Source organism: Croceibacterium sp. TMG7-5b_MA50 (assembly GCF_039830145.1).
In the GTDB taxonomy this organism is placed as follows: Bacteria; Pseudomonadota; Alphaproteobacteria; order Sphingomonadales; family Sphingomonadaceae; genus Croceibacterium.
In genome coordinates this window covers 2,901,600-2,920,890 of sequence record NZ_CP156082.1, presented here as the reverse complement: position 1 = coordinate 2,920,890, position 19,291 = coordinate 2,901,600, and the positions used below count along the sequence as shown (strand labels likewise).

General features: G+C 67.4%; 15 protein-coding genes. 9 read left to right on the top strand and 6 right to left on the bottom strand.

What is annotated here, in order from left to right:
* Positions 1-220: 220 nt before the first annotated feature.
* Together V5740_RS13410 and V5740_RS13405 are read right to left on the bottom strand one after the other, a co-directional pair.
* Positions 221-619, bottom strand: coding sequence for a hypothetical protein (locus tag V5740_RS13410; RefSeq protein WP_347302971.1), 399 nt, complete (start codon positions 617-619; stop codon positions 221-223).
* 73 nt (positions 620-692) lie between these two features.
* Complete coding sequence (locus V5740_RS13405) at positions 693-1,073, bottom strand: helix-turn-helix domain-containing protein (protein ID WP_347302970.1); 381 nt, start codon at positions 1,071-1,073, stop codon at positions 693-695.
* Between the two features lie 92 nt (positions 1,074-1,165).
* Between V5740_RS13405 and V5740_RS13400 the strand changes: the two genes are divergently transcribed.
* Positions 1,166-2,227 carry an SDR family oxidoreductase gene (locus V5740_RS13400; protein WP_347302969.1) on the top strand — a complete coding sequence of 354 codons (1,062 nt, stop codon included), beginning with the start codon at positions 1,166-1,168 and terminating at the stop codon, positions 2,225-2,227.
* Positions 2,228-2,250: 23 nt separating this feature from the next.
* On the opposite strand, the gene V5740_RS13395 is transcribed toward V5740_RS13400, so the two are convergent.
* The gene (locus V5740_RS13395; RefSeq protein WP_347302968.1) at positions 2,251-3,144 is read right to left on the bottom strand and encodes a bestrophin family ion channel; all 894 of its coding nucleotides are present in this window, start codon (positions 3,142-3,144) and stop codon (positions 2,251-2,253) included.
* Between the two features lie 9 nt (positions 3,145-3,153).
* Complete coding sequence (gene ubiG / locus V5740_RS13390; RefSeq protein ID WP_347302967.1) at positions 3,154-3,888, bottom strand: bifunctional 2-polyprenyl-6-hydroxyphenol methylase/3-demethylubiquinol 3-O-methyltransferase UbiG; 735 nt, start codon at positions 3,886-3,888, stop codon at positions 3,154-3,156.
* An 82-nt stretch (positions 3,889-3,970) separates the two neighbouring features.
* On the opposite strand from ubiG, the gene V5740_RS13385 reads away from it, so the two are divergent.
* The 4 genes from V5740_RS13385 (at position 3,971) to V5740_RS13370 (ending at position 8,314) form a co-directional block, all read left to right on the top strand.
* Entirely contained in the window at positions 3,971-5,224 is a 1,254-nt protein-coding gene (locus V5740_RS13385; protein WP_347304536.1) for an aspartate kinase, read from the top strand.
* A gap of 58 nt (positions 5,225-5,282) precedes the next feature.
* A complete protein-coding gene (locus V5740_RS13380; protein ID WP_347302966.1) occupies positions 5,283-6,035 on the top strand; it encodes a methyltransferase domain-containing protein in 753 nt (250 codons plus the stop codon).
* 201 nt (positions 6,036-6,236) lie between these two features.
* Positions 6,237-7,301, top strand: coding sequence for a polysaccharide deacetylase family protein (locus V5740_RS13375; RefSeq protein WP_347302965.1), 1,065 nt, complete (start codon positions 6,237-6,239; stop codon positions 7,299-7,301).
* Positions 7,298-8,314 carry a glycosyltransferase family A protein gene (locus V5740_RS13370; protein WP_347302964.1) on the top strand — a complete coding sequence of 339 codons (1,017 nt, stop codon included), beginning with the start codon at positions 7,298-7,300 and terminating at the stop codon, positions 8,312-8,314. The genes V5740_RS13375 and V5740_RS13370 overlap by 4 nt, the downstream gene beginning before the upstream one ends.
* 16 nt (positions 8,315-8,330) lie before the next feature.
* On the opposite strand, the gene V5740_RS13365 is transcribed toward V5740_RS13370, so the two are convergent.
* Positions 8,331-10,079: an ABC transporter ATP-binding protein gene (locus tag V5740_RS13365; protein ID WP_347302963.1), complete on the bottom strand. Its 1,749-nt coding sequence runs from the start codon at positions 10,077-10,079 to the stop codon at positions 8,331-8,333.
* A gap of 334 nt (positions 10,080-10,413) precedes the next feature.
* Between V5740_RS13365 and V5740_RS13360 the strand changes: the two genes are divergently transcribed.
* A complete protein-coding gene (locus V5740_RS13360) occupies positions 10,414-12,552 on the top strand; it encodes a M3 family metallopeptidase (RefSeq protein ID WP_347302962.1) in 2,139 nt (712 codons plus the stop codon).
* 52 nt (positions 12,553-12,604) lie between these two features.
* On the opposite strand, the gene V5740_RS13355 is transcribed toward V5740_RS13360, so the two are convergent.
* Entirely contained in the window at positions 12,605-13,312 is a 708-nt protein-coding gene (locus V5740_RS13355) for a TetR/AcrR family transcriptional regulator (RefSeq protein WP_347304535.1), read from the bottom strand.
* A gap of 21 nt (positions 13,313-13,333) precedes the next feature.
* Here V5740_RS13355 and V5740_RS13350 point away from each other — a divergent pair, with 21 nt between their 5' ends.
* From V5740_RS13350 to V5740_RS13340, 3 genes are read left to right on the top strand one after another with little or no spacing between them, the layout of a single operon-like run.
* Positions 13,334-14,545: an efflux RND transporter periplasmic adaptor subunit gene (locus tag V5740_RS13350; protein WP_347302961.1), complete on the top strand. Its 1,212-nt coding sequence runs from the start codon at positions 13,334-13,336 to the stop codon at positions 14,543-14,545.
* Between the two features lie 3 nt (positions 14,546-14,548).
* Positions 14,549-17,809, top strand: coding sequence for an efflux RND transporter permease subunit (locus V5740_RS13345; RefSeq protein ID WP_347302960.1), 3,261 nt, complete (start codon positions 14,549-14,551; stop codon positions 17,807-17,809).
* Positions 17,806-19,290, top strand: a complete 1,485-nt coding sequence (locus tag V5740_RS13340; RefSeq protein WP_347302959.1) for an efflux transporter outer membrane subunit — start codon at positions 17,806-17,808, stop codon at positions 19,288-19,290. The genes V5740_RS13345 and V5740_RS13340 overlap by 4 nt, the downstream gene beginning before the upstream one ends.
* Position 19,291 lies beyond the last annotated feature (1 nt).

Genomic DNA, 19,291 nt, shown 5'->3' with positions numbered 1-19,291 from the left:
AACGCGGAATCCGCCCTTGCCGACCCGGTACGACGGTCGGCGCTGGAGGAGGCGGGTCGTCGGCTCGGCGTGTCAGCGGCCAACGTCTCCAAGGCGATCGCCCGGCTCGAGCGGGCGGTCGCCAGCCGCCTGCTTCATCGGTCCACACAGCCGCCCAGAGGTACAGAATCGTAAGGCGAGATGTGTGGTGGTTGCTCCATGATCCTCAAGGCAGGCCTGCTCAGCGCGTCATCGGCGGCTCAAAAGACAGGCGGGAAGCCCGCGTGCGCCGCGCCTCCGCTGTCGCGCACCCGCATCCGCATGCCGGCATCCTCGCCAGCTGTTGCGCCGCCCACATAGGCCGGCCGGACACGCCCGGTGCCATGCTGTCGGGATAGCGGGGGGTCGCTTCGACGTAGCGGCCCTTGTGCCGTTCGACCGAGATGGGTTCGGCATGCACCGCCTTATGCACCAGGTGCGTCATCCACGGCTTGCCGGGACCGCGGCTGCCGATCCAGTCCAGCGCATATTCGGTCAGTTCGTCAGTGATATAGCCTTGCTGCGCCACGTTGCGCCCGAGGGCGTTCCGGCGATCGGGGGTGGGCAGGTAAGAGCGGGCAAGCGCTACATTCGGCAGCATGGCAAGGGTCTGCTTGCAGCCGGGAAAGCCGATCTTACGATAGCGGTGTCGGCCCGGTGGCCGTCGCCCTTGCCTATGTACGCCGCGAGCTTGGACGAGGAGCAAGGAGATCAAGCGCGTCGGCATTGGCGCGACCCCAGCCGTAAAGCAGCTCCACCGGCTCCACGAAACGGCGGCCCAACCGGGTTAGACGATATTCGACCGCCGGCGGCATCGTGCTGTGAACGTGCCGCTTCAGCAAACCGCTTCGCTCCATATCGCGCAGCGTCTGCGTCAGCATCTTCTTGGAGATGCCCGGCAGGCTGCGGTGGAGCGCACCGGTCCGCGCCGCCCCGGCATGGCGGGCATGCAGCGTATGCAGGACCATGCTGGTCCATTTGGTAGCGAACAGTTCCAGCACACGGCGCGGGGCGCAATCCTCACGCCATTCGTCGTCGGGCGTTCCGGGCCGCATGTGGTTACCTCCTGGTGCCTGGGGCCGTAAATAGTGCCGTCTAGAACCCGATCGGTCCGGTGCCTAGCTGTCCGGCAACGAAGGAGGCGTGCATGGCGAAAACGGCATTGGTGGTGGGAGCAAGCGGGATCATCGGCAGCGCAACGGCAAAGCTGCTGGTGGAGCAAGGCTGGAGGGTACACGGCCTGGCGCGACGCCCGCAGGCGCAGGCTGGCGTGCAGCCGCTCGCGGCGGACCTGCAGGACGAGGCGGCAACTGCCGCGGCCCTGCGCGACCTGAACCCCGACGCGGTGTTCATCACCACCTGGCTGCGGCAGGATAGCGAGGCGGAGAACATCCGCGTCAACGGCGCCATGGTACGCAACCTGCTGGATGGTCTTCCGAAGCCGACCGGTCCCCGCCATGTCGCGCTGGTCACCGGCCTCAAGCATTATCTCGGCCCGTTCGAAGCCTACGGCAAGGGCACGCTGCCACAGACGCCCTTCCGCGAGGAGCAAGGGCGGCTGGATGTCGAGAATTTCTACTACGCGCAGGAAGATGAAGTGTTTGCCGCGGCCGCGCGCGACGGCTTCAGCTGGAGCGTGCATCGCCCGCATACCGTCATCGGACTGGCGGTCGGCAACGCGATGAACATGGGCACGACGCTGGCGGTCTATGCCAGCCTGTGCCGGGAAAGCGGGCGGCCATTCACCTTCCCCGGCTCGGCCGCACAATGGTCCGGGCTGACCGACATGACCGATGCCGGGCAATTGGCGCGCCATCTGTTATGGGCTGCGGAGACGGAGGCGGCCCATGACGAGGCGTTCAACGTCGTCAATGGCGACTTCTTCCGCTGGCAGTGGATGTGGGGGCGCATCGCCAAATGGTTCGGCGTGAAGGCGGTGCCGTTCGACGGGACCGTGCGCCCGCTGGAACAGCAGATGGCGGATGATGCCGCGCTATGGCGGACGATTGCAGAGCGCGAGGGTTTGGCGGAACTGGACCTGAGCCGCCTTGCATCCCCCTGGCATACCGACGCCGATCTCGGCCGACCGATCGAGGTGGTGACGGACATGAGCAAGAGCCGGCGACTGGGCTTTGCCGGTTATCAGCCAACCGACGACGCGTTCTACGCCTTATTCGAGCAACTCCGTGCGGAGCGTCTGATCCCCTGACCGTTCATCTATGGGCCTACGCCCTACCCCAGGAAGAACCGCACCGGCCGCAGCGGCGGGGGCGGTTCTTCCCCCAGATGCGGCGCCAGGCTGATTTCCGCCGCGCGGCAGATCGTGTCCAGCGGCAGGCCGTTGGCGGTCATGGCGAAGGGGTGGGCCAGTTCCTCCGTGACCTCGGCCAAGCCTAAAAACACATAGCCGACGATTGCCACGAACAGCGGCGTCAGCCAGCCGGCCGGGTCGATGAAGGCGAAGGGCAGCAGCAGGCAGAACAGCCAGATCGTGCGGTGGATCAACAGGGAGTACACGTAAGGCAGCGGCGTCAGCGCGATCCGCTCGCACCCGGCCTGCTGCAAGGCGATGCTGGCGAGGCGGGTATCGAGCGCCCGCAGGCCGAAGCCGTCGACTGCCCCGGCGGCATGAGCCGCCGCTAGGCGGCGAGTGACGAGATCCATCTGCGCGTCAGGCGGATGGACGGCGCAGGCAACCTTCTTCCCGGCCAACGACTGCGCCACCGGATCATCGCGCAGGCCCCGCAGATTGGCGCGGTGCAGGTGCAGGAAGGCGAGCGCACCACGCAGCAGATCGGCCCTCGCGGTCGGGTCGGCAACGAACAGTTCCACTTCCCGCGCCAGGTTGCGCATGTCGGCCAGCAGGCCGCCCCACAGCTTGCGCGCTTCCCACCAGCGATCATAAGCGGCGTTGTTGCGGAACCCCAGGAACAGCGACAGCGCGACGCCAAAGGTGGAGAACACCAGTCCGTCGATCCGCGGCATGGGGGTGCCGTGCCGGTCGATCCACACAAGCGCGGCGGCCAGCAGCACCATCAGCCCCACCCGCCCGGCGATGTGCGGCACGATAGAGCCGCGCATGGCGAAGACGAGGTCGATCGCGCGGGGCTTGTCGCGGACGATCATGCCTGAGGCTCAGACGTGGCGGATGGTGGTTATGAAATCGAGCGCCAGATCATCCGACAGGTGGAAGCCCTTCGCCGGCGAGAAGGCGATGCCGCGCGGCGGGTCCATCACCAGACCAGCGGCGGCGAGCAGGTCGCGCAGTTCATCGGGCGTCAGAAAATCATCCCACCGGTGCGTGCCGCGCGGCACGGCGCCGACCAACTCCGCCGCGCCGACCAGCAGCAGGCGGCTGGCAGGGGTGCGGTTGGGGGTGGACAGGACCATCAAGCCGCCGGGCGCCAGATGGCGGGCGAGTTCGGCGACAAAGGCCGGCTTGTCGCCGACATGCTCGATCACCTCCATACAGGTGACAAGGTCGAAGATGCCGGGCACCGCCGACAACTCCCCATGCCGGTAGTCGATGGCAAGGCCGCCGCCCGCCGCATGCGCCTTCGCGGCGGCGATGTTGCCGGGCGCCGCGTCCACGCCAGTCACCGCCGCGCCCAACCGGGCCAGCGGTTCAGCCAGCAGGCCCGCGCCGCAACCGACATCCAGCGCGCTTCTGCCCGCCAGCGGACGCGCGTCGCGGATGTCGCCGCCCCAGTGCAGGTCGATCGCATCGCGCAGGAAGCCGAGCCGCACCGGGTTCAACCGGTGCAGCATCGCGCTGCTGCCCTTGGGGTTCCACCAGTCCGCGGCCAGACGGTCGAAATGCGCCGCCTCCGCGTCGCGGATGGTTACATTTGCGACAGTTGCATCACCCATGGCGCATCCCTAACAGCGCGGCGGACGTGGCGCCAGTATGGTGCCGACTTGCGAGAGGGACGGATTCTTGGCGCGGATCGTGATGAAATTCGGCGGCACCAGCATGGCCGGGTCCGAGCGCATCCGCCGTGTCGCCAATATCGTGCGCCGTCAGCAGGAGCGCGGGCACGAGGTCGCCGTGGTGGTCAGCGCCATGGCGGGCGAGACCGACCGCCTGGTGAACTGGTGCCGGGAGGCGAACCCGCTGTACGATCCCGCCGAATACGACGTGGTCGTGGCGAGCGGGGAGCAGGTAACGAGCGGCCTCTTGGCGCTGACGCTGCAGGCGCTGGGCTGCAAGGCGCGCAGCTGGCTGGGCTGGCAGATGCCGATCCACACGGTGGAGGCGCATGCCAAGGCGCGCATCGCCAGCATCGAGACCGACGCGCTGCTGAAGGCGATGGGTGAAGGCGAGATCGCCGTGATCCCCGGCTTCCAGGGCCTCGCCGAAACGGGCCGGGTGACGACGCTGGGCCGTGGCGGGTCCGACACCAGCGCGGTGGCGGTGGCCGCGGCGATCGGCGCCGACCGCTGCGACATCTACACCGACGTGGACGGGGTCTACACCACCGACCCCCGCATCGTGGCGCGCGCGAAGAAGCAGGAATTCGTCACCTACGAGGAGATGCTGGAACTGGCGAGCGTCGGGGCCAAGGTGCTGCAGACCCGCAGCGTCAGCCTGGCGATGAAGGCCGGCGTGCGCGTGCAGGTGCTGTCCAGCTTTGTGGAAGATGGCGTTCCGGCGGATGACCTGCCGGGCACGATGATCGTTTCGGATGAGGAAATGGCTGAAATCATGGAAAGCCGGGGAATGGAAACGCAGCTGGTCACCGGCATCGCCCACGACAAGAACGAGGCGCGCGTGGTGCTGACCCGCGTGCCCGACCGGCCGGGCGCGGTCAGCATGATCTTCGGCCCGCTGGCGGATGCCGGAATCAACGTGGACATGATCATCCAGAATGTCGGCCGCGACAAGGGCGAGACCGACGTGACCTTCACCGTGCCGCAGGCCGACCTCGCCCGCACGCAGGCGCTGTTGGAAGATCGGCGTCCGACCATCGGCTTCAATCGCATCGTGGTGGACGCCAAGGTCGCCAAGGTCAGCGTGGTGGGCGTTGGCATGCGCAGCCATGCGGGCGTCGCCGCCACCATGTTCCAGTCGCTGGCCGATCGCGGCATCAATGTGGAGGCGATCAGCACCAGCGAGATCAAGATCAGCGTGCTGATCGACGAGGACGAGACCGAGCTCGCCGTCCGCGTGCTGCACACCGCCTATGGTCTGGACGCAGACGACTGATAACGCCGATCGACGTGCCCCCCTTCCCTTTGCTGCAGAGCGGTATAGCATTGCAGGCATGAGGGGTGACACAGTGGCGCGGCGGCACGGCCGCAGGTTCGTGAAGGTGGCGAAACGCGGGGTCGCCTGGCTGCGCGGCGCCACCTCCGCACCGCCAGGGCAGGTGTTCATGGGCGACCTGCGCAGCCACGAACCGCTGTGCCGCGAATATGGCTTCAACCGCGGGCAGCCGATCGACCGCCATTATATCGAGACGTTCCTGTACTCCCACCGCACCGAGATCACCGGTCGCGTGCTGGAGATCGGCGAACGGCTCTATACCGAAAAGTTCGGCCAGGACGTCGGGCGGAGCGACATGCTGCATGTCGATGATCACCCGGACGCGACCTATGTCGACGACCTGACCAATGGCGCCAGCGTGCCGGACGCGACCTACGATTGCGTGATCCTGACGCAGACGCTGCACCTGATCTTCGACATGCAGGCGGCGGTCCGCACGCTTCATCGGGTGCTGAAGCCGGGCGGCGTGCTGCTGTGCACGGTGCCCGGCATCACCCAGATCGCCGACGACGACTGGAACGACACCTGGTACTGGTCGCTGTCCGCCGCCGCCGCCCGCCGGCTGTGCGCGCCGGTGTTCGGGGCGGAGCAGGTCGGCATCAGCCAGTATGGCAACCTCCTGTCCGCGACGGCTTTCCTGCACGGCATGGCGGCGGCCGAATTGCAGCCAGCGGAACTCGGCCATTTCGACCAGCAATATCCGGTGATCGTCGCGATCGCCGCGCGACGGGCCGCTGATCTGACGAAATAAGTCGCCGATGCCGACGGGTTCGGAAAAGCCATGAGATGACGGCCCAAGCGTTAGGCCCGACCGCCCGTTAACCCTCTTGATGGCGGCGCTGAAGTAGTGGACACCCCTTTGTGACGTCCGCACCTCAGCACGGGCTGCAGGAACCGGGCCGCCAGTGTGGCCTTCGTGGTGGACGAGGAGCGGACCGGGAAAGAACACAGGATGACACCCAGACGCTTCTCAGCCTTGCGCAACAATCGCGCCCTGCGTCGGATCGCCCGGCCGATCCGCCGGCAGGTGCGCGCGCTGCGGCCGCGCGCGGGCATCCTGATGTACCACCGGGTGGCGAGCGAGGCGGTCGATCCGTGGAACCTGTGCGTCAGTCCGGAGCACTTCGATGCGCAGATGGCGCTGCTGGCACGGCGCGGCGCGGCGGTCGACCTGGCCGCCTTTGCCAACGATGAGGTGCTGGACCGCACGGGCAGCCGGCTGGCGGTGACCTTCGACGACGCCTACCGCGACAATCTGGAGGTCGCGCTGCCAATTCTGGAACGGCATGGCATCCCCGCCACCTTCTTCGTCGTGTCGGATGCGCTGGGCCGCAGCCGGGAATTCTGGTGGGACGCGCTGGGGCGGGCGGTGCTGGAAAGCGGCACCCTGCCCACCACGCTAGAGATCGTGTTGGCAGGGCGGGAGCGCCGCTTCGCCATCGCCGACGACAGCGCCGCCGCCCCTACGTCGACCCGCTGGCATGCCGATTGGGAGGAGCCACGCAATGGGCGCGAGCAGCTCTACATGGACCTGTGGCACGCGATTGTCGCGCTGCCGCCGGTGGATCAAGATGCCGCCGTGGCCGAGGTGCTGCTGTGGGCGGGCATGCCGCTCGCCGGACCGGAGCGGCGCCGGCCTGCCACGCGCGAGCAGGTGGCGGCGCTGGCCGGCCATCCGCTGGTGCGCATCGGCAACCACACCCGCCATCATCCCAGCCTGCCCGACCACGACGCGGCGCGGCAACGGGACGAGATCGCCGGCTGCCAGCAGGCGCTGACCGAACTTGCCGGCAGCCCGGTGGACCGGATGAGCTATCCCTTTGGCCGGCATGACGCAGCCAGCCGCGCGATCGTGGCCGAACTGGGCATTCCCATCGCCTGCACCAGCCACCCGGCCGTCGTAACCGCCCGCCAACTGCGCCACGAACTGCCCCGGCTGCAGGTACTGGACCGCGATGCGGACGGGTTCGCCCGCTGGCTGCGGGACGATCATGCGCTGCTGGCGCGCGCGGCATGACCGGCGATCCGCTGAGCACGCCCCCGCTGATTACGGCGGTGATGATCTTCCGCAACGGCGAGAGGTTCATCGCGGAGGCGATCGAGAGCATCCTAGCGCAGACCTTCACCGACTGGGAACTGGTGCTGGTGGACGATGGCAGCTGGGACGGTGCCACCGCCATCGCGCAGAGCTATGCCGCCGCGCATTCCGGCCGCATCCGGTACATCGAACATCCCGATCACGCCAATCTGGGCATGAGCGCATCCCGCAATGCCGGCGTCGCGGCCGGGCGGGGCCAGTATATCTCGTTTCTGGACGCGGATGACATCTGGCTGCCCGACCGGTTGGAGAAGTTCGTCGAGGTCTCCCACGCATTCCCGCAGGCGGGCATGATCTATGGCCCCACGCTGTACTGGTACAGTTGGGCCGACACCGGCGCGAACTATCTGGGACGGGAGGATGAGGCAGGCAACATGCACCTGCCGCCACGCCAACTGATCCCCGCGCCGACCGCCTTGCGGCAGTTCATCCTCACTTCCGGCGGTTCCCTGCCTGGCATCTGCAGCCTGCTAGTGCGCCGCGACGCCTATGAAGCGATCGGCGGGTTTGAGCCGAGCTTTCGCGGGTTGTACGAAGACCAGGTGTTCCTCAGCAAGATGACCGCCGCGCATGACGTGGTGGTGATCGACGAAGTGCTGGATTATTACCGCCAGCACGCATCTTCCTGCTGTTCGCAGGCGATCGCTACCGGGGCATACGATCCGGGGACATGGCATCCGGCACGCGCCGGCTACCTGCGGTGGCTGCAAGGCTATCTCAGCAGCATCGGTCTTGACGATCCGGTCCTGAAACGCGCGGTTGTACAGCAATTGCGGCCATATCGCGTGCCCGGCTACATCCCCGTGGCCAAGCGTGTCGTCCGGCTGTGGCGGGGTCTTGTCCGGCGCGCCCGTTCCCGCGTACCGCCGCCCTTGCGGCGGCGCATTCGGCAGATGATCGGCCGGCCGAACCTCCAGGTGCAAGGCTCCTGACAGAAACGGAGGCCGGCTAAGCCGCGTCCGGCTGCTTGCCCTGTTCCTGCAGGCGGACCATCCGGCTGTAGAGGCCGCCGCTCTGCCGGAGGGCGAGAGGACTGCCCTGTTCCAACACCCGTCCGTGATCGAGCACGATCACATGATCGGCATGGCGCGTGGTGGCGAGCCGATGGGCGATTACCAGCACCGTACGGTCGCCAGCCCGGCGGCGCAGCGTCGCCAGCACCTCCGCCTCGGTCACCGCGTCCAGTGCGTTCGTCGCCTCGTCCAGGATCAGGATGGCGTCGGGGCGTAGCAGCGCGCGGGCGATCTCGATCCGCTGCCGTTGTCCGCCCGACAACAGCACGCCACGCTCCCCCACCTGGGTGTCGTAGCCGAGCGGCAGCCGGGCGATAAAATCGTGGATCTCCGCCGCCCGGGCCGCCGCTTCGATCTCCGCATCGGTGGCATCGGGCCGGGCGAAGGCGATGTTCGCGCGGATGGATGCGGAGATCAGGCCCGTGTCCTGGCCAGATATGGCCAGTTGCGATCGCCACCAGACGATGTCCAGCGCCGCGAGCGGGGTTCCGGCCACGCTGATGCAGCCGCTGTCAGGATCATGGAAGCGGTATAGCAGGTTGGTGATCGTGGACTTGCCTGCACCAGATGCGCCCACCAGCGCAGTGACGCGGCCAAGCGGCAGGGAGAAGCTGGCATTGGCCAGCGCCGGCCGGCATTCGTGCGACTTCCCGTCATAGGAGAAGCTGACCCGGTCGAACACGATGGCTCCGGTCAGCGCCGGCAGCCGGTCGCGGCCATTGGCATGGGCGGACCAGGCCGGCAGTTCCTCCAGCTGCGACACGGAAGCGAGCGAGGCATGCGCCAGCACCAGCACGCTTCGCGCCTGGTTCAGGCCGGCGATCGGCGGCTGCAGCCGGTGCAGCAGCGCGATGAAGGCAATCAGCGCGGGCTGCGCCATCTCGATCTGCACAGCCACGATCAGCAGCACGACGACGATGACGGTATACGCGACCTCCTGCGCACCGCCGATGGCGGAGGTGAGCCGGGTGATCGCGACATCGATGTCGAGCAGCCGATCCGTCAGCCGCACGAAACCGCGCTGCACCGCCTCCTCCTGCCCGTAGGCGCGGGTCATGCGCATATGGTCCAGCAATTCATAGGAATGGACCGAATATTCCTCCCCGCCGCGGACCTTGGCATCGCCCAGCGTGCGGACCCGCGGGTCGAAGGCGCGCCGCACCAGGAAGACGCCGCCGACCAGCGGTGCCGCGATCAGGGTCAGTTCGGGGGAGATCAGCAGCAGCAGCGCGCCCAGCGCCAGCGCGATGCAGAGGTTGGAGAAAACATCGAATACGGCAAATATCGCGTTGGTGACGTTCCAAACCTCCGTATCCAGCGTGTTGATGATGGTGCCGTGGTCGGTGACGGACAGGAACTGGTAATCAGCGTCCAGCAATCGCCGATGGATCGTGCTGGCTAGATTGAGGCTGAGCCGGCTGCCCAGATGGGCGACGTTGACCGCGCTGACATAGGTCAACAACACGCGCGTGGCGACCAGCGCCACGATGATTGCGGTGATGGTATATAGGCGGTAATCCATCCCGGCGAGGTCGGCCAGCCAGTCCAGCGCCGCGCCCAGCGGCCCGTCGACACTGTCGCGCACATCACCTTGCGAGGAGAACAGCGTGCCGATCAACGGGACCAGCATGGCGATGCTGAGCCCGTCCATGGCGGAGACCAGCACGCTCAACAACAGCAGCATCGCCACACGCCGGGGGTAGGCACGGCAGGCAGCCAGCACCCAGCGCAGTATCAGGTTCCTCACTGTGGCCTGATCTTCCGGGTTGCTGCCACGCTTTTGCGCCCCACTTGTACCCCGTTCAACCCCGTGCCGCCCGGCCGTTTCGGGAGGCATCACGAGTTTACCTGGATCAATAAAGGTAGCAATCCGCATCTGCCCGTCTGCAACATCACGGTTTGGTAGCAAACAATTGCCCCGTTGTCGCAACAGGGCTGCCACGGCGATCCGGTTGCAAACTTTACCATCGCTCGGAAACGCCTATGCTGTTCGCCATACCTGTAAACCATTGGAGTTCATGGTGCATTCTGCCCTACGTATCGCCACTGCCATGTCGCTGATCCTGTCCGCCCCCGCAGCCCTGGCCCAGGGCCAGGCGAATGTCGCTTCCGCGACCGCTGCCGACGCCAATCCGCTGCTCGCCACCTGGGAAGGTTCCTATGGTGGCGTGCCCCCGTGGGACCAGGTGCAGCCGGACCTATTCCCGCAGGCCTTCGCCACCGCGCTGGCCGAACGGCAGGTGGAATACGAGAGGATCGCCAGCAATCCGGAGGCGCCGACCTTCGACAACACCTTTGTCCCCATGCAGCTGGCGGGCGAACGGCTGGGCCGCGTCAATGCGCTGTTCGGCGTGATGACCAGCAACATGAACAAGCCCGCCTATCAGGCACTGGATGCAGAATGGTCGCCCAAGCAAGCGGCGGCGCAGGACGCGATCACCTTCAACCCACAGCTGCTTGCCCGGATCGAGGCGATCTACAATGCGCGGGAGACCAGCGGTCTCGACGCGCAGCAGCAGCGGCTGGTGACGCGGACCTACGAGTCCTTCGTGCGCCAGGGCGCCAAGCTGGACGCAGCGCAGAAGGAGCGGCTGTCCACCATCAACCAGCAGCTCGCTGCCCAGTTCGCCACCTTCTCCGAAAAGCTGCTGGCGGACGAGGCGACCTACATCACCGTGACGGACGAGGCGGAGCTGGCGGGCGTGCCCGACAGCGTGAAGGCCGTCGCGCGCGCCGCAGCGGAGGAGCGCGGCCTGCAAGGCTGGGCCATCGTCAACACGCGCTCGGCGGTCGATCCGGTGCTGAGCTTCGCCAGCGACCGCGCGCTGCGTGAAAAGGTATGGCGTGCCTTCGTCAACCGCGGCGACAATGGCGGGACGACCGATACCAACGCGACGATCGCCCGCATCCTGCAACTGCGCGACGAGCGGGCCAAGCTGCTTGGTTTCGCCAATCATGCCGAATGGCGCATGCAGGACACCATGGCCAAAACCCCGGCAGCCGCCATGGACCTGATGATGCGCGTCTGGCCCGCCGCCACGGCCCGCGTTGCCGAGGAGGTGCGCGACATGCAGGCGATCGCCGACGGGGCGAATGCCGGCATCACGATCGAACCGTGGGATTACCGCTTCTATCAGGAGCAGGTGCGCAAGGCCCGCTACGACCTCGATCAGGCGGAATTGAAGCCGTATTTCGAGCTGAACAACATGATCGACGCCGCCTTCTGGTCGGCCGGGCAGCTCTACGGCCTCCAGTTCAAGGAGATCAGTGGCACCGTGCCGGTGTTCGAGCCGAATGTGCGCGTGTGGCATGTGACGGATAAGAACGGGGCGGAGGTCGGCCTGTTCTACCGCGACGATTTCGCCCGCACGGGCAAGCGGTCGGGCGCCTGGGCGACAACCTATCGTAGCCAGCGGGACCTGCCGCCGGCCAAGAACGTGCTGTCGTCCAACAACAACAACTTCGCCAAGGGTGCGGCGGGCGCGCCCGTGCTGATCAGCCTGGACGATGCGGAAACGCTGTTCCACGAATTCGGCCACGCGATCCATTCCATGTTGCAGGACGTGACCTATCCGGGCCTCGCCGGCACGCCGCGTGACTTCGTGGAATATCCCAGCCAGGTGAACGAGCACTGGTTGCTGACGCGGGAGGTGCTGGACCGCTTCGCCCTGCATTACCAGACGGGCGAGAAGATGCCGCAGGCGCTGCTGGACAAGGTCACGGCTGCGGCGACGTTCAACCAGGGCTTCGCCACGGTGGAATACCTCGCCAGTGCGATCGTCGACATGAAGCTGCATACGCAGGATCAGCCGGTGACCGATCCCGACGCGTTCGAGGCGGCCGCTTTGGCGGAGATCGGCATGCCGCGTGAGATCGTGATGCGGCACCGCCTGCCGCAGTTCAATCACCTGTTCTCGTCCGACGCCTATTCCGCCGGCTATTACAGCTACTTGTGGTCGGAGACGATGGACGCGGACACCTGGGCCGCGTTCGAGGAGGCGGGCAGCTACTGGGACAAGGAGACAGCTGACCGTTTTGCCCGGGTGCTGCTGTCGACCGGTAACGAGACTGACCGGGCCGAGGCCTATCGCAACTTCCGCGGCCGCGATCCGGACGTCACCGCCCTGCTGAAGATCCGCGGCTTCCCCACGGACTGACCCGCAGGCATGGGTCAGGTGGGGCCTTGGTGCCGCACCTGACCCGCCGGGCTCAGCACAGGCCCGCGCCGATACAGAACACCCGCAGCTTGGCCGCGATGTCGGCTTCTGCCGGCACCGGCGTGGCCCCGTGGCTGATCGCCTGGCTATGCAGGTCGTAGACGAACATTCCCAGGAAGATCGCCGCCAGCGTCCCGGGCGGGGCATTCAGGGTGTAGCCGCTGTCCTGCCAACGGGCGAACAGCCGGGTCAGGTGCCCCCGCGCCATGGCGATCGTGCGGCCGTGGAAGCGCCGGGCAAAGTCCGGGTTCTCCAGGCTGTAGGCGATCACGACACGTGACAGCGCCACCTCGGCCGGGTCCTTGAACCGGCACAGCAGCTCCTGGCCGACCATCTCCAGCACCTTAACCGGCGGGTCGCCGGCATCGACGATGCCCTGCAGCCATCCATCCTTGGATGTCGCGCGGCACTCCATCACCGCCTCCAGCAGGCCGCTCTTGCTGCCGAACAGCTTGTAGATCGTCGCCAGGGACCCGCCCGCGCATTCGACCACATCGGCCAGCGTCGTGCGGTCAAAACCCTGCTGCAGGAACAAACGGTCGGCACAGGCGATTATCGCGTCACGCCGCCGGTCTAGCCGGCGCCCCGCGCCGTCCGCTTCAAGGTCGCAGTTGCGCGTTTCCGTCTCTACCTGTGTGATCGCGCTTAATCCCGCTTGTACCCGTGTTGTGTAACACGTATTACACCACCGCAACTGCACAATCAAACCGAAGGTTCCCTGATGCGTATCGCGCTGCCGCTGGTCGCTGCCATGGCTCTCGCTTTGTCCGCCTGTGGGGAGGAGGCGGCCGCACCCGCGCCGCAGGCCATGCCGGTGCAGACGATCACCGTCGGCTCCCGCGCCCTGCCCGAGATCATCGAATTGCCCGGCCGGATCGAAGCTGTCCGGGTGGCGGAGGTGCGCGCTCGCGTGACCGGCATCATCCAGCGCCGCCTGTTCGAAGAAGGCACCAATGTGCGGGCCGGGCAGCCGCTGTTCCGCATCGACCCGTCCGAACTGCGCGCCGCGCAGGCGCAGACGGAGGCGAGCCTGCAACGCGCCCGCGCCACTGCCGCCAATGCCGCAGCCGTCGTCGAACGCTACCGCCCGCTGGTGGCGCAGGACGCGATTAGCCGGCAAGAATATGACGCCGCGCTCGCCGCCAGTCGGGAGGCGCAGGCCGATGTCGCGCAATTGCGCGCGCAGGTCCGCGCCTCCTCCCTGCAGCTCGGCTACACCAACGTCACCGCGCCGATCAGCGGCCGCGTGGGGCGGGCTGAGGTGACGGAAGGCGCGCTGGTGACGCAGGCCGAAGGCACGCTGCTGACCCGGATCGAGCAGATGAGCCCGATCTACGCCACCTTCGATCAATCCGCGGCGGAGCTGCTGCGGCTACGCCGGATGATCGATGCGGGCGAGCTGCGGCTGAACAATCCGGTGCGTGCGGAGCTGATCCTGCCCGATGGCACCACCTACAACGTCGCCGGTGCGATCGACTTCTTCGGCCAGTCGGTCAGCGCCACCACCGGTACCGTCCAGCTGCGCGCGGAGTTCGCCAACCCGCAAGGGCTGCTGCTGCCGGGCGAATTCGTTCGCGTGCGGCTGACCGTGGGCGAACTGACGAACGGCATCGCCGTGCCGCAATCGGCGGTCAGCATCACGCCCGAAGGGGGCAGTGTGTTCCTGGCCGTCAACGGCAAGGCCGTGGCGCGTCCGGTAGAGCTGGGCGAGATGATCGATGGCCAGTGGATCATCGATGGTGGGCTGAAGCCGGGCGACGTGGTCATCACCAACAATCTGCAGAAGCTGCGCGATGGCGCGCCGGTGCAGGTCGGTCGTGCGGGCGCGGGTCCGCAGGGACAGCGCGGCACGCAGCCGGCAGGGGGCCAGCCGCAGGCACAGGCGGCGCAGGGGACGGCCGCCGGGCCGACCCAGGGTGAACAGGGCAACTGAGCCATGTCACGCTTCTTCATCGACCGGCCGATCTTCGCCTGGGTTATCGCGCTCGGCATCCTGCTGGCCGGCATCATCGCCATGCGCGCGCTGCCGATCGAGCAGTACCCCGACATCGCCCCGCCATCGCTGCAGATTACCGCGACTTATCCGGGCGCTGACGCCGCGACGCTGGAACAGAACGTTACCCAGATTATCGAGCAGCAGCTGAACGGCGTCGATGGCCTGCTCTACATGGCCAGCAGCAGCGAATCGACGGGTGCGGGCACCATCACCGTCACGTTCGAAGCGGGCACCGACATCGATATTGCGCAGACGGAAGTGCAGAACCGGCTGAGCACCGTCGAAGCCCGCCTGCCGGAGGATGTGCGCCGCAACGGGATCACCGTGCGCCAGTCGAACAGCGGGTTCCTGATGGTCGTCGCGCTGACCAGCCGCAGCGGCGGAATGGACAGCACCGATCTTGGCAATGTCGCCACCTTGCAGGTGGTGGACGAGCTGCGCCGGGTCAGCGGGATTGGCGACGTGCTGCTGTTCGGGTCGGAATATGCGATGCGCATCTGGCTCGATCCGCAACAGCTCGCTTCCTACAACCTGTCACCATCGGCGGTCGTGGCAGCGATCCAGGAACAGAACACGCAGACGGCGGGCGGTTCGCTGGGCGCCAAGCCCTATGTCGACGGGCAGATGATCAACGCCACGATCATTACCCAGAACCGCTTTTCCGCCATCCGCCAGTTCGAGGAGATCATCCTGCGGGCGGAGACCGGCGGGGCCACCGTGCGCCTGCGCGATGTGGCGCGGGTGGAGCTGGGCGCATCCGATTACGGCTTCTCCGCCACGCTGAACGGCCGCCCGATGGCGGGCATCGGCATCCAGCTGGCGACCGGCGCCAATGCGCTGGACGCGGCGGCGGGCGTGCGCCAGCGGATGGAGGAGATTGGCGCCAGCCTGCCCGGCGACGTCCAGTGGACCATCCCCTACGACACCACACCCTTCGTCACCCTGTCGATCGAGGAGGTGATCAAGACCCTGGTGGAGGCCATGGCGCTGGTGTTCCTGGTCATGTTCCTGTTCCTGCAGAACTGGCGCGCGACCGTGATCCCGACGCTGGTCGTGCCGATCGCGCTGGCCGGCGCGTGCCTCGGCCTCTGGCTGGCGGGCTTTTCGATCAACGTGCTGACGCTGTTCGGCATGGTGCTGGCGATCGGCATCCTGGTCGATGACGCGATCGTGGTGATCGAGAATGTCGAGCGGATCATGCACGAGGAAGGGCTGAACCCCGTCGCCGCGACCCGCAAGGCGATGGACCAGATCACCGGCGCCATCGTCGGTATCACGCTGGTGCTGATCGCGGTGTTCGTGCCGATGGCGTTCTTCCCCGGTTCCACCGGCGGCATCTACCGCCAGTTCTCCGTAACGCTGGCGATCTCCATCTTCTTCTCCGCCCTCATGGCGCTGACGCTGACGCCCGCTTTGTGCGCCACCTTCCTGAAGCCGCCGGGCGAAAGCCACGCCCCGGCTGGCGAGGGGGATGCGCATGCCGGCGCGACCGCGCGGCCGGTGCGGCCCGGCTGGCGCGGCTGGCTGGACCGGGCCCGTAATGGCGGCAGCCGGATCCTCGGCCGGTTCAACGTCTGGTTCGCCCGGATGACGGACAAGTACAGCCGCGGCAACGACCGCATTCTGTCCCGCCCGTTGGTCGCTCTGGCCGCTTTCGCCGCGATCTGCGTGGTGACCGCGCTGCTGTTCATGCGCCTGCCGACGTCCTTCCTCCCCACGGAGGATCAGGGGGAACTGGTGGCCGTGATCCAGACCCCGCCCGGCAGTACGGAGGCGCGCACCTCCGCCGCGATCGAGCAGGTCGAAGGCTTCCTGCAGGACCAGCCGGAAGTCGCCAACGTCGTCGCCGTGCGCGGCTTCAGCTTCTATGGCCGCGGCCAGAACAACGCGCTGATGTTCGTGCCGCTGATCCCGTGGAGCGAGCGGACCGAGCCGGAGAACAGCGCCGCCGCGCTGGCGCAGCGGGCGATGGGCCGCTTCATGCAGCTCGATCAGGCGATCGCCTTCGCCATCCAGCGCCCGCCGATCGCGGCCCTGGGCAATGCCAGCGGTTTCCAGCTGAAGCTGCAGGACCGGCAGGGCGTCGGGCGCGAGGTGCTGACCGCCGCGCGCGACCAGATGCTGGGCGCAGCGGCTGAGAGCGGCATCATCACCAATCTGCGCCCGGACGAACAGGCGCCCACGCCGCAGTTGCGCGTCAACATCGACCGGGTGCAGGCCCGCGCGCTGGGCTTGGCCATCAGCGACGTGAACGCCACGCTCTCCATCAGCTTTGGTTCGGCCTATGCCAACGACTTCACCCGGCAGGGCCGCGTGTTGCGCGTGATCGTGCAGGCCGACGCGCCGTTCCGCATGACGCCGGAGGATATCCTGAACCTGCGCGTTCCGAACCAGCAGGGCGAACTGGTGCCGTTCAGTGCCTTCGCCACCGCCGAATGGACCGCCGGCGCCCCCACGCTGGCCCGCTACAACGGCTATCCCGCGCTGACCCTGTCGGGGGAGGCGGCGGCCGGCTATTCCTCGGGCGCGGCGCTGGCCGAGATGGAGCGGCTGGCGCAGGAGCTGCCACCCGGCATCGGCTATGAATGGACCGGTCTCTCGTTCGAGGAGAAGCAGGCCGGCGGGCAGATCGGCCTTTTGCTGGGCCTGTCGGTCGTGGTCGTGTTCCTGCTGCTGGCGGCGCTGTACGAAAGCTGGGCCGTGCCGCTGGCGGTGCTGCTGATCGTGCCGGCGGGCGTGCTCGGCTCCGTCGTGTTCTCCATGCTGCGCGGGCTGACGGCAGACGTCTATTTCAATGTCGGCCTCATCACCATCATTGGTCTGGCGGCGAAGAACGCGATCCTGATCGTGGAATTCGCCATCGAGGAGGAGGCCACGGGCAAGAACGCGCTGGAGGCGGTGAAGGAGGCGGCGAAGCTGCGCCTCAGGCCGATCATCATGACCTCGCTCGCCTTTATCCTGGGCATGGTGCCGCTGGTGATCGCCTCGGGCGCCGGTGCGGCCAGCCGCATCGCCGTCGGCACCGGCGTCATGGGCGGCATGATCGCCGCGACTGCGATCGGCATCTTCGTCATCCCGGTCCTCTACCTGCTGGTGCGCCGCTATCTCAGCCGGCAGCGCCCGATGGCCGCCGGCCACATGGACGATGACGGCGCCGCCACGCCGCCGCCACCTGCCCGCCCGGCCGGAGAGCCCGCATGATCCGCCGCCCCTCCCTGGCTCTCGCCACCCTGCCGGCGCTGGCGCTCGCCGGCTGCATCAACCTGGCACCGGATCACGTGCGGCCAGGCCTGACGACGGAGGCAGCCTACGACCCCGCCTTCCAGCCCGACGGCGCGGTAGTGGCGAACCAACTGCCCTGGCGCAGCTTCTTCGTCGATCCCCGGCTGGAGGCGCTGATCGAGGCGGCGCTGCTGAACAACCGGGACCTGCTCGCCGCGACTGCCCGGATAGAGCAGGCGCGCGCCCAGTTCCGCATTCAGGACGCAGCCCGCCTGCCCGCGCCCGGCTTCAACGGCACCTACACCCGCCAGCGCACGCCATTGGGCACCATCCCTGGCTTCGGCACCGGCGGTGTCACGGACGAGCCGGGCGAAGGGGGTGAGGTGGTGGAAGATCCACCCAGCTCCATCACCATCGACCGGTACGACGTGAATGTCGGCGTCTCCTCGTTCGAGCTCGATTTCTGGGGTCGGGTGCGCAACCTGTCCGATGCGCAGCGCGCGCTGTATCTGTCGACGGAGGCGGCGCAGCGCGCCTTCTACCTGTCGCTGATCGCCGATGTCGCGGGTACCTACTACCAGGTGGTCGAGGCGCGCGAACAGATCGCCTTGGCGCAGCGCACCACGGAAACCCGGCGCGACGCGCTGCGCATCGCCGAACTGCGCCTGGGCGCAGGGGTCGAAAGCGCATTGCCGACCCGCCAGGCGGAAGCGCTGCTGACCCAGGCCGAACAGCAATTGCAGGCGCAGGAACTGACGGAGGCGCAATTGCGCAACCAGCTCGCCGTGCTGGTCGGCGGGCGGGTGCCGGATACCCTGCCGCCCGGCCTGACGCTGGTGGAACAGGAAAACGGGCTGGAGATCGATGCCGGCCTGCCGTCGGACCTGCTGCTCGCCCGCCCCGACATCATCCAGGCGGAGCAGGAGCTGATCGCCGCGCGGGCAAATATCGGCGCCGCGCGGGCGGCGTTCTTCCCGACCATCTCGCTGACGGGCAGCTACGGCTTCTCCTCCGTGGAGCTGGACGAGCTGTTCCAGGGCAGCAATCAGGCATGGTCGTTCAGCCCGTCTATCAGCCTGCCGATCTTCGACTGGGGCGCGCGGGAGGCGCAGCTCGACTTCGCCCGCGCACGGGAGGTCGAGGAGGTGGCGCAATACGACCTCGCCGTGCAGAACGCCTTCCGCGAAGTGTCGGACGCGCTCGCCGGTCGCCGCTACCTCGCCGATCAGGTCGCCACGCTGGAACGCGGCGTCACTGCGCAGCAGCAGATCGCCAACATCGCCCGCCTGCGTTACCGCGAAGGTGTCGCCGATTTCCTGGAGGTGCTGGATGCGGAACGCAGCCTGTTCGCCGCCCAGCAATCGCTGCTGGCCACGCGCCGCGCCTACCGCAGCAACGCGGTGACGCTGTACGTGGCGCTAGGCGGCGGGATGCTGGCACCGGACAGCCCGGCGCCTTGAT

Bases quoted from the DNA above. Each gene is read 5' to 3' on its own strand.
- V5740_RS13410 (WP_347302971.1), bottom strand. From the start codon at position 619: ATGCTGCCGAATGTAGCGCTTGCCCGCTCTTACCTGCCCACCCCCGAT.
- V5740_RS13405 (WP_347302970.1), bottom strand. From the start codon at position 1,073: ATGCGGCCCGGAACGCCCGACGACGAATGGCGTGAGGATTGCGCCCCG.
- V5740_RS13400 (WP_347302969.1), top strand. From the start codon at position 1,166: ATGGCGAAAACGGCATTGGTGGTGGGAGCAAGCGGGATCATCGGCAGC.
- V5740_RS13395 (WP_347302968.1), bottom strand. From the start codon at position 3,144: ATGATCGTCCGCGACAAGCCCCGCGCGATCGACCTCGTCTTCGCCATG.
- ubiG (WP_347302967.1), bottom strand. From the start codon at position 3,888: ATGGGTGATGCAACTGTCGCAAATGTAACCATCCGCGACGCGGAGGCG.
- V5740_RS13385 (WP_347304536.1), top strand. From the start codon at position 3,971: ATGAAATTCGGCGGCACCAGCATGGCCGGGTCCGAGCGCATCCGCCGT.
- V5740_RS13380 (WP_347302966.1), top strand. From the start codon at position 5,283: ATGAGGGGTGACACAGTGGCGCGGCGGCACGGCCGCAGGTTCGTGAAG.
- V5740_RS13375 (WP_347302965.1), top strand. From the start codon at position 6,237: ATGACACCCAGACGCTTCTCAGCCTTGCGCAACAATCGCGCCCTGCGT.
- V5740_RS13370 (WP_347302964.1), top strand. From the start codon at position 7,298: ATGACCGGCGATCCGCTGAGCACGCCCCCGCTGATTACGGCGGTGATG.
- V5740_RS13365 (WP_347302963.1), bottom strand. From the start codon at position 10,079: ATGCTGCTGTTGTTGAGCGTGCTGGTCTCCGCCATGGACGGGCTCAGC.
- V5740_RS13360 (WP_347302962.1), top strand. From the start codon at position 10,414: ATGGTGCATTCTGCCCTACGTATCGCCACTGCCATGTCGCTGATCCTG.
- V5740_RS13350 (WP_347302961.1), top strand. From the start codon at position 13,334: ATGCGTATCGCGCTGCCGCTGGTCGCTGCCATGGCTCTCGCTTTGTCC.
- V5740_RS13345 (WP_347302960.1), top strand. From the start codon at position 14,549: ATGTCACGCTTCTTCATCGACCGGCCGATCTTCGCCTGGGTTATCGCG.
- V5740_RS13340 (WP_347302959.1), top strand. From the start codon at position 17,806: ATGATCCGCCGCCCCTCCCTGGCTCTCGCCACCCTGCCGGCGCTGGCG.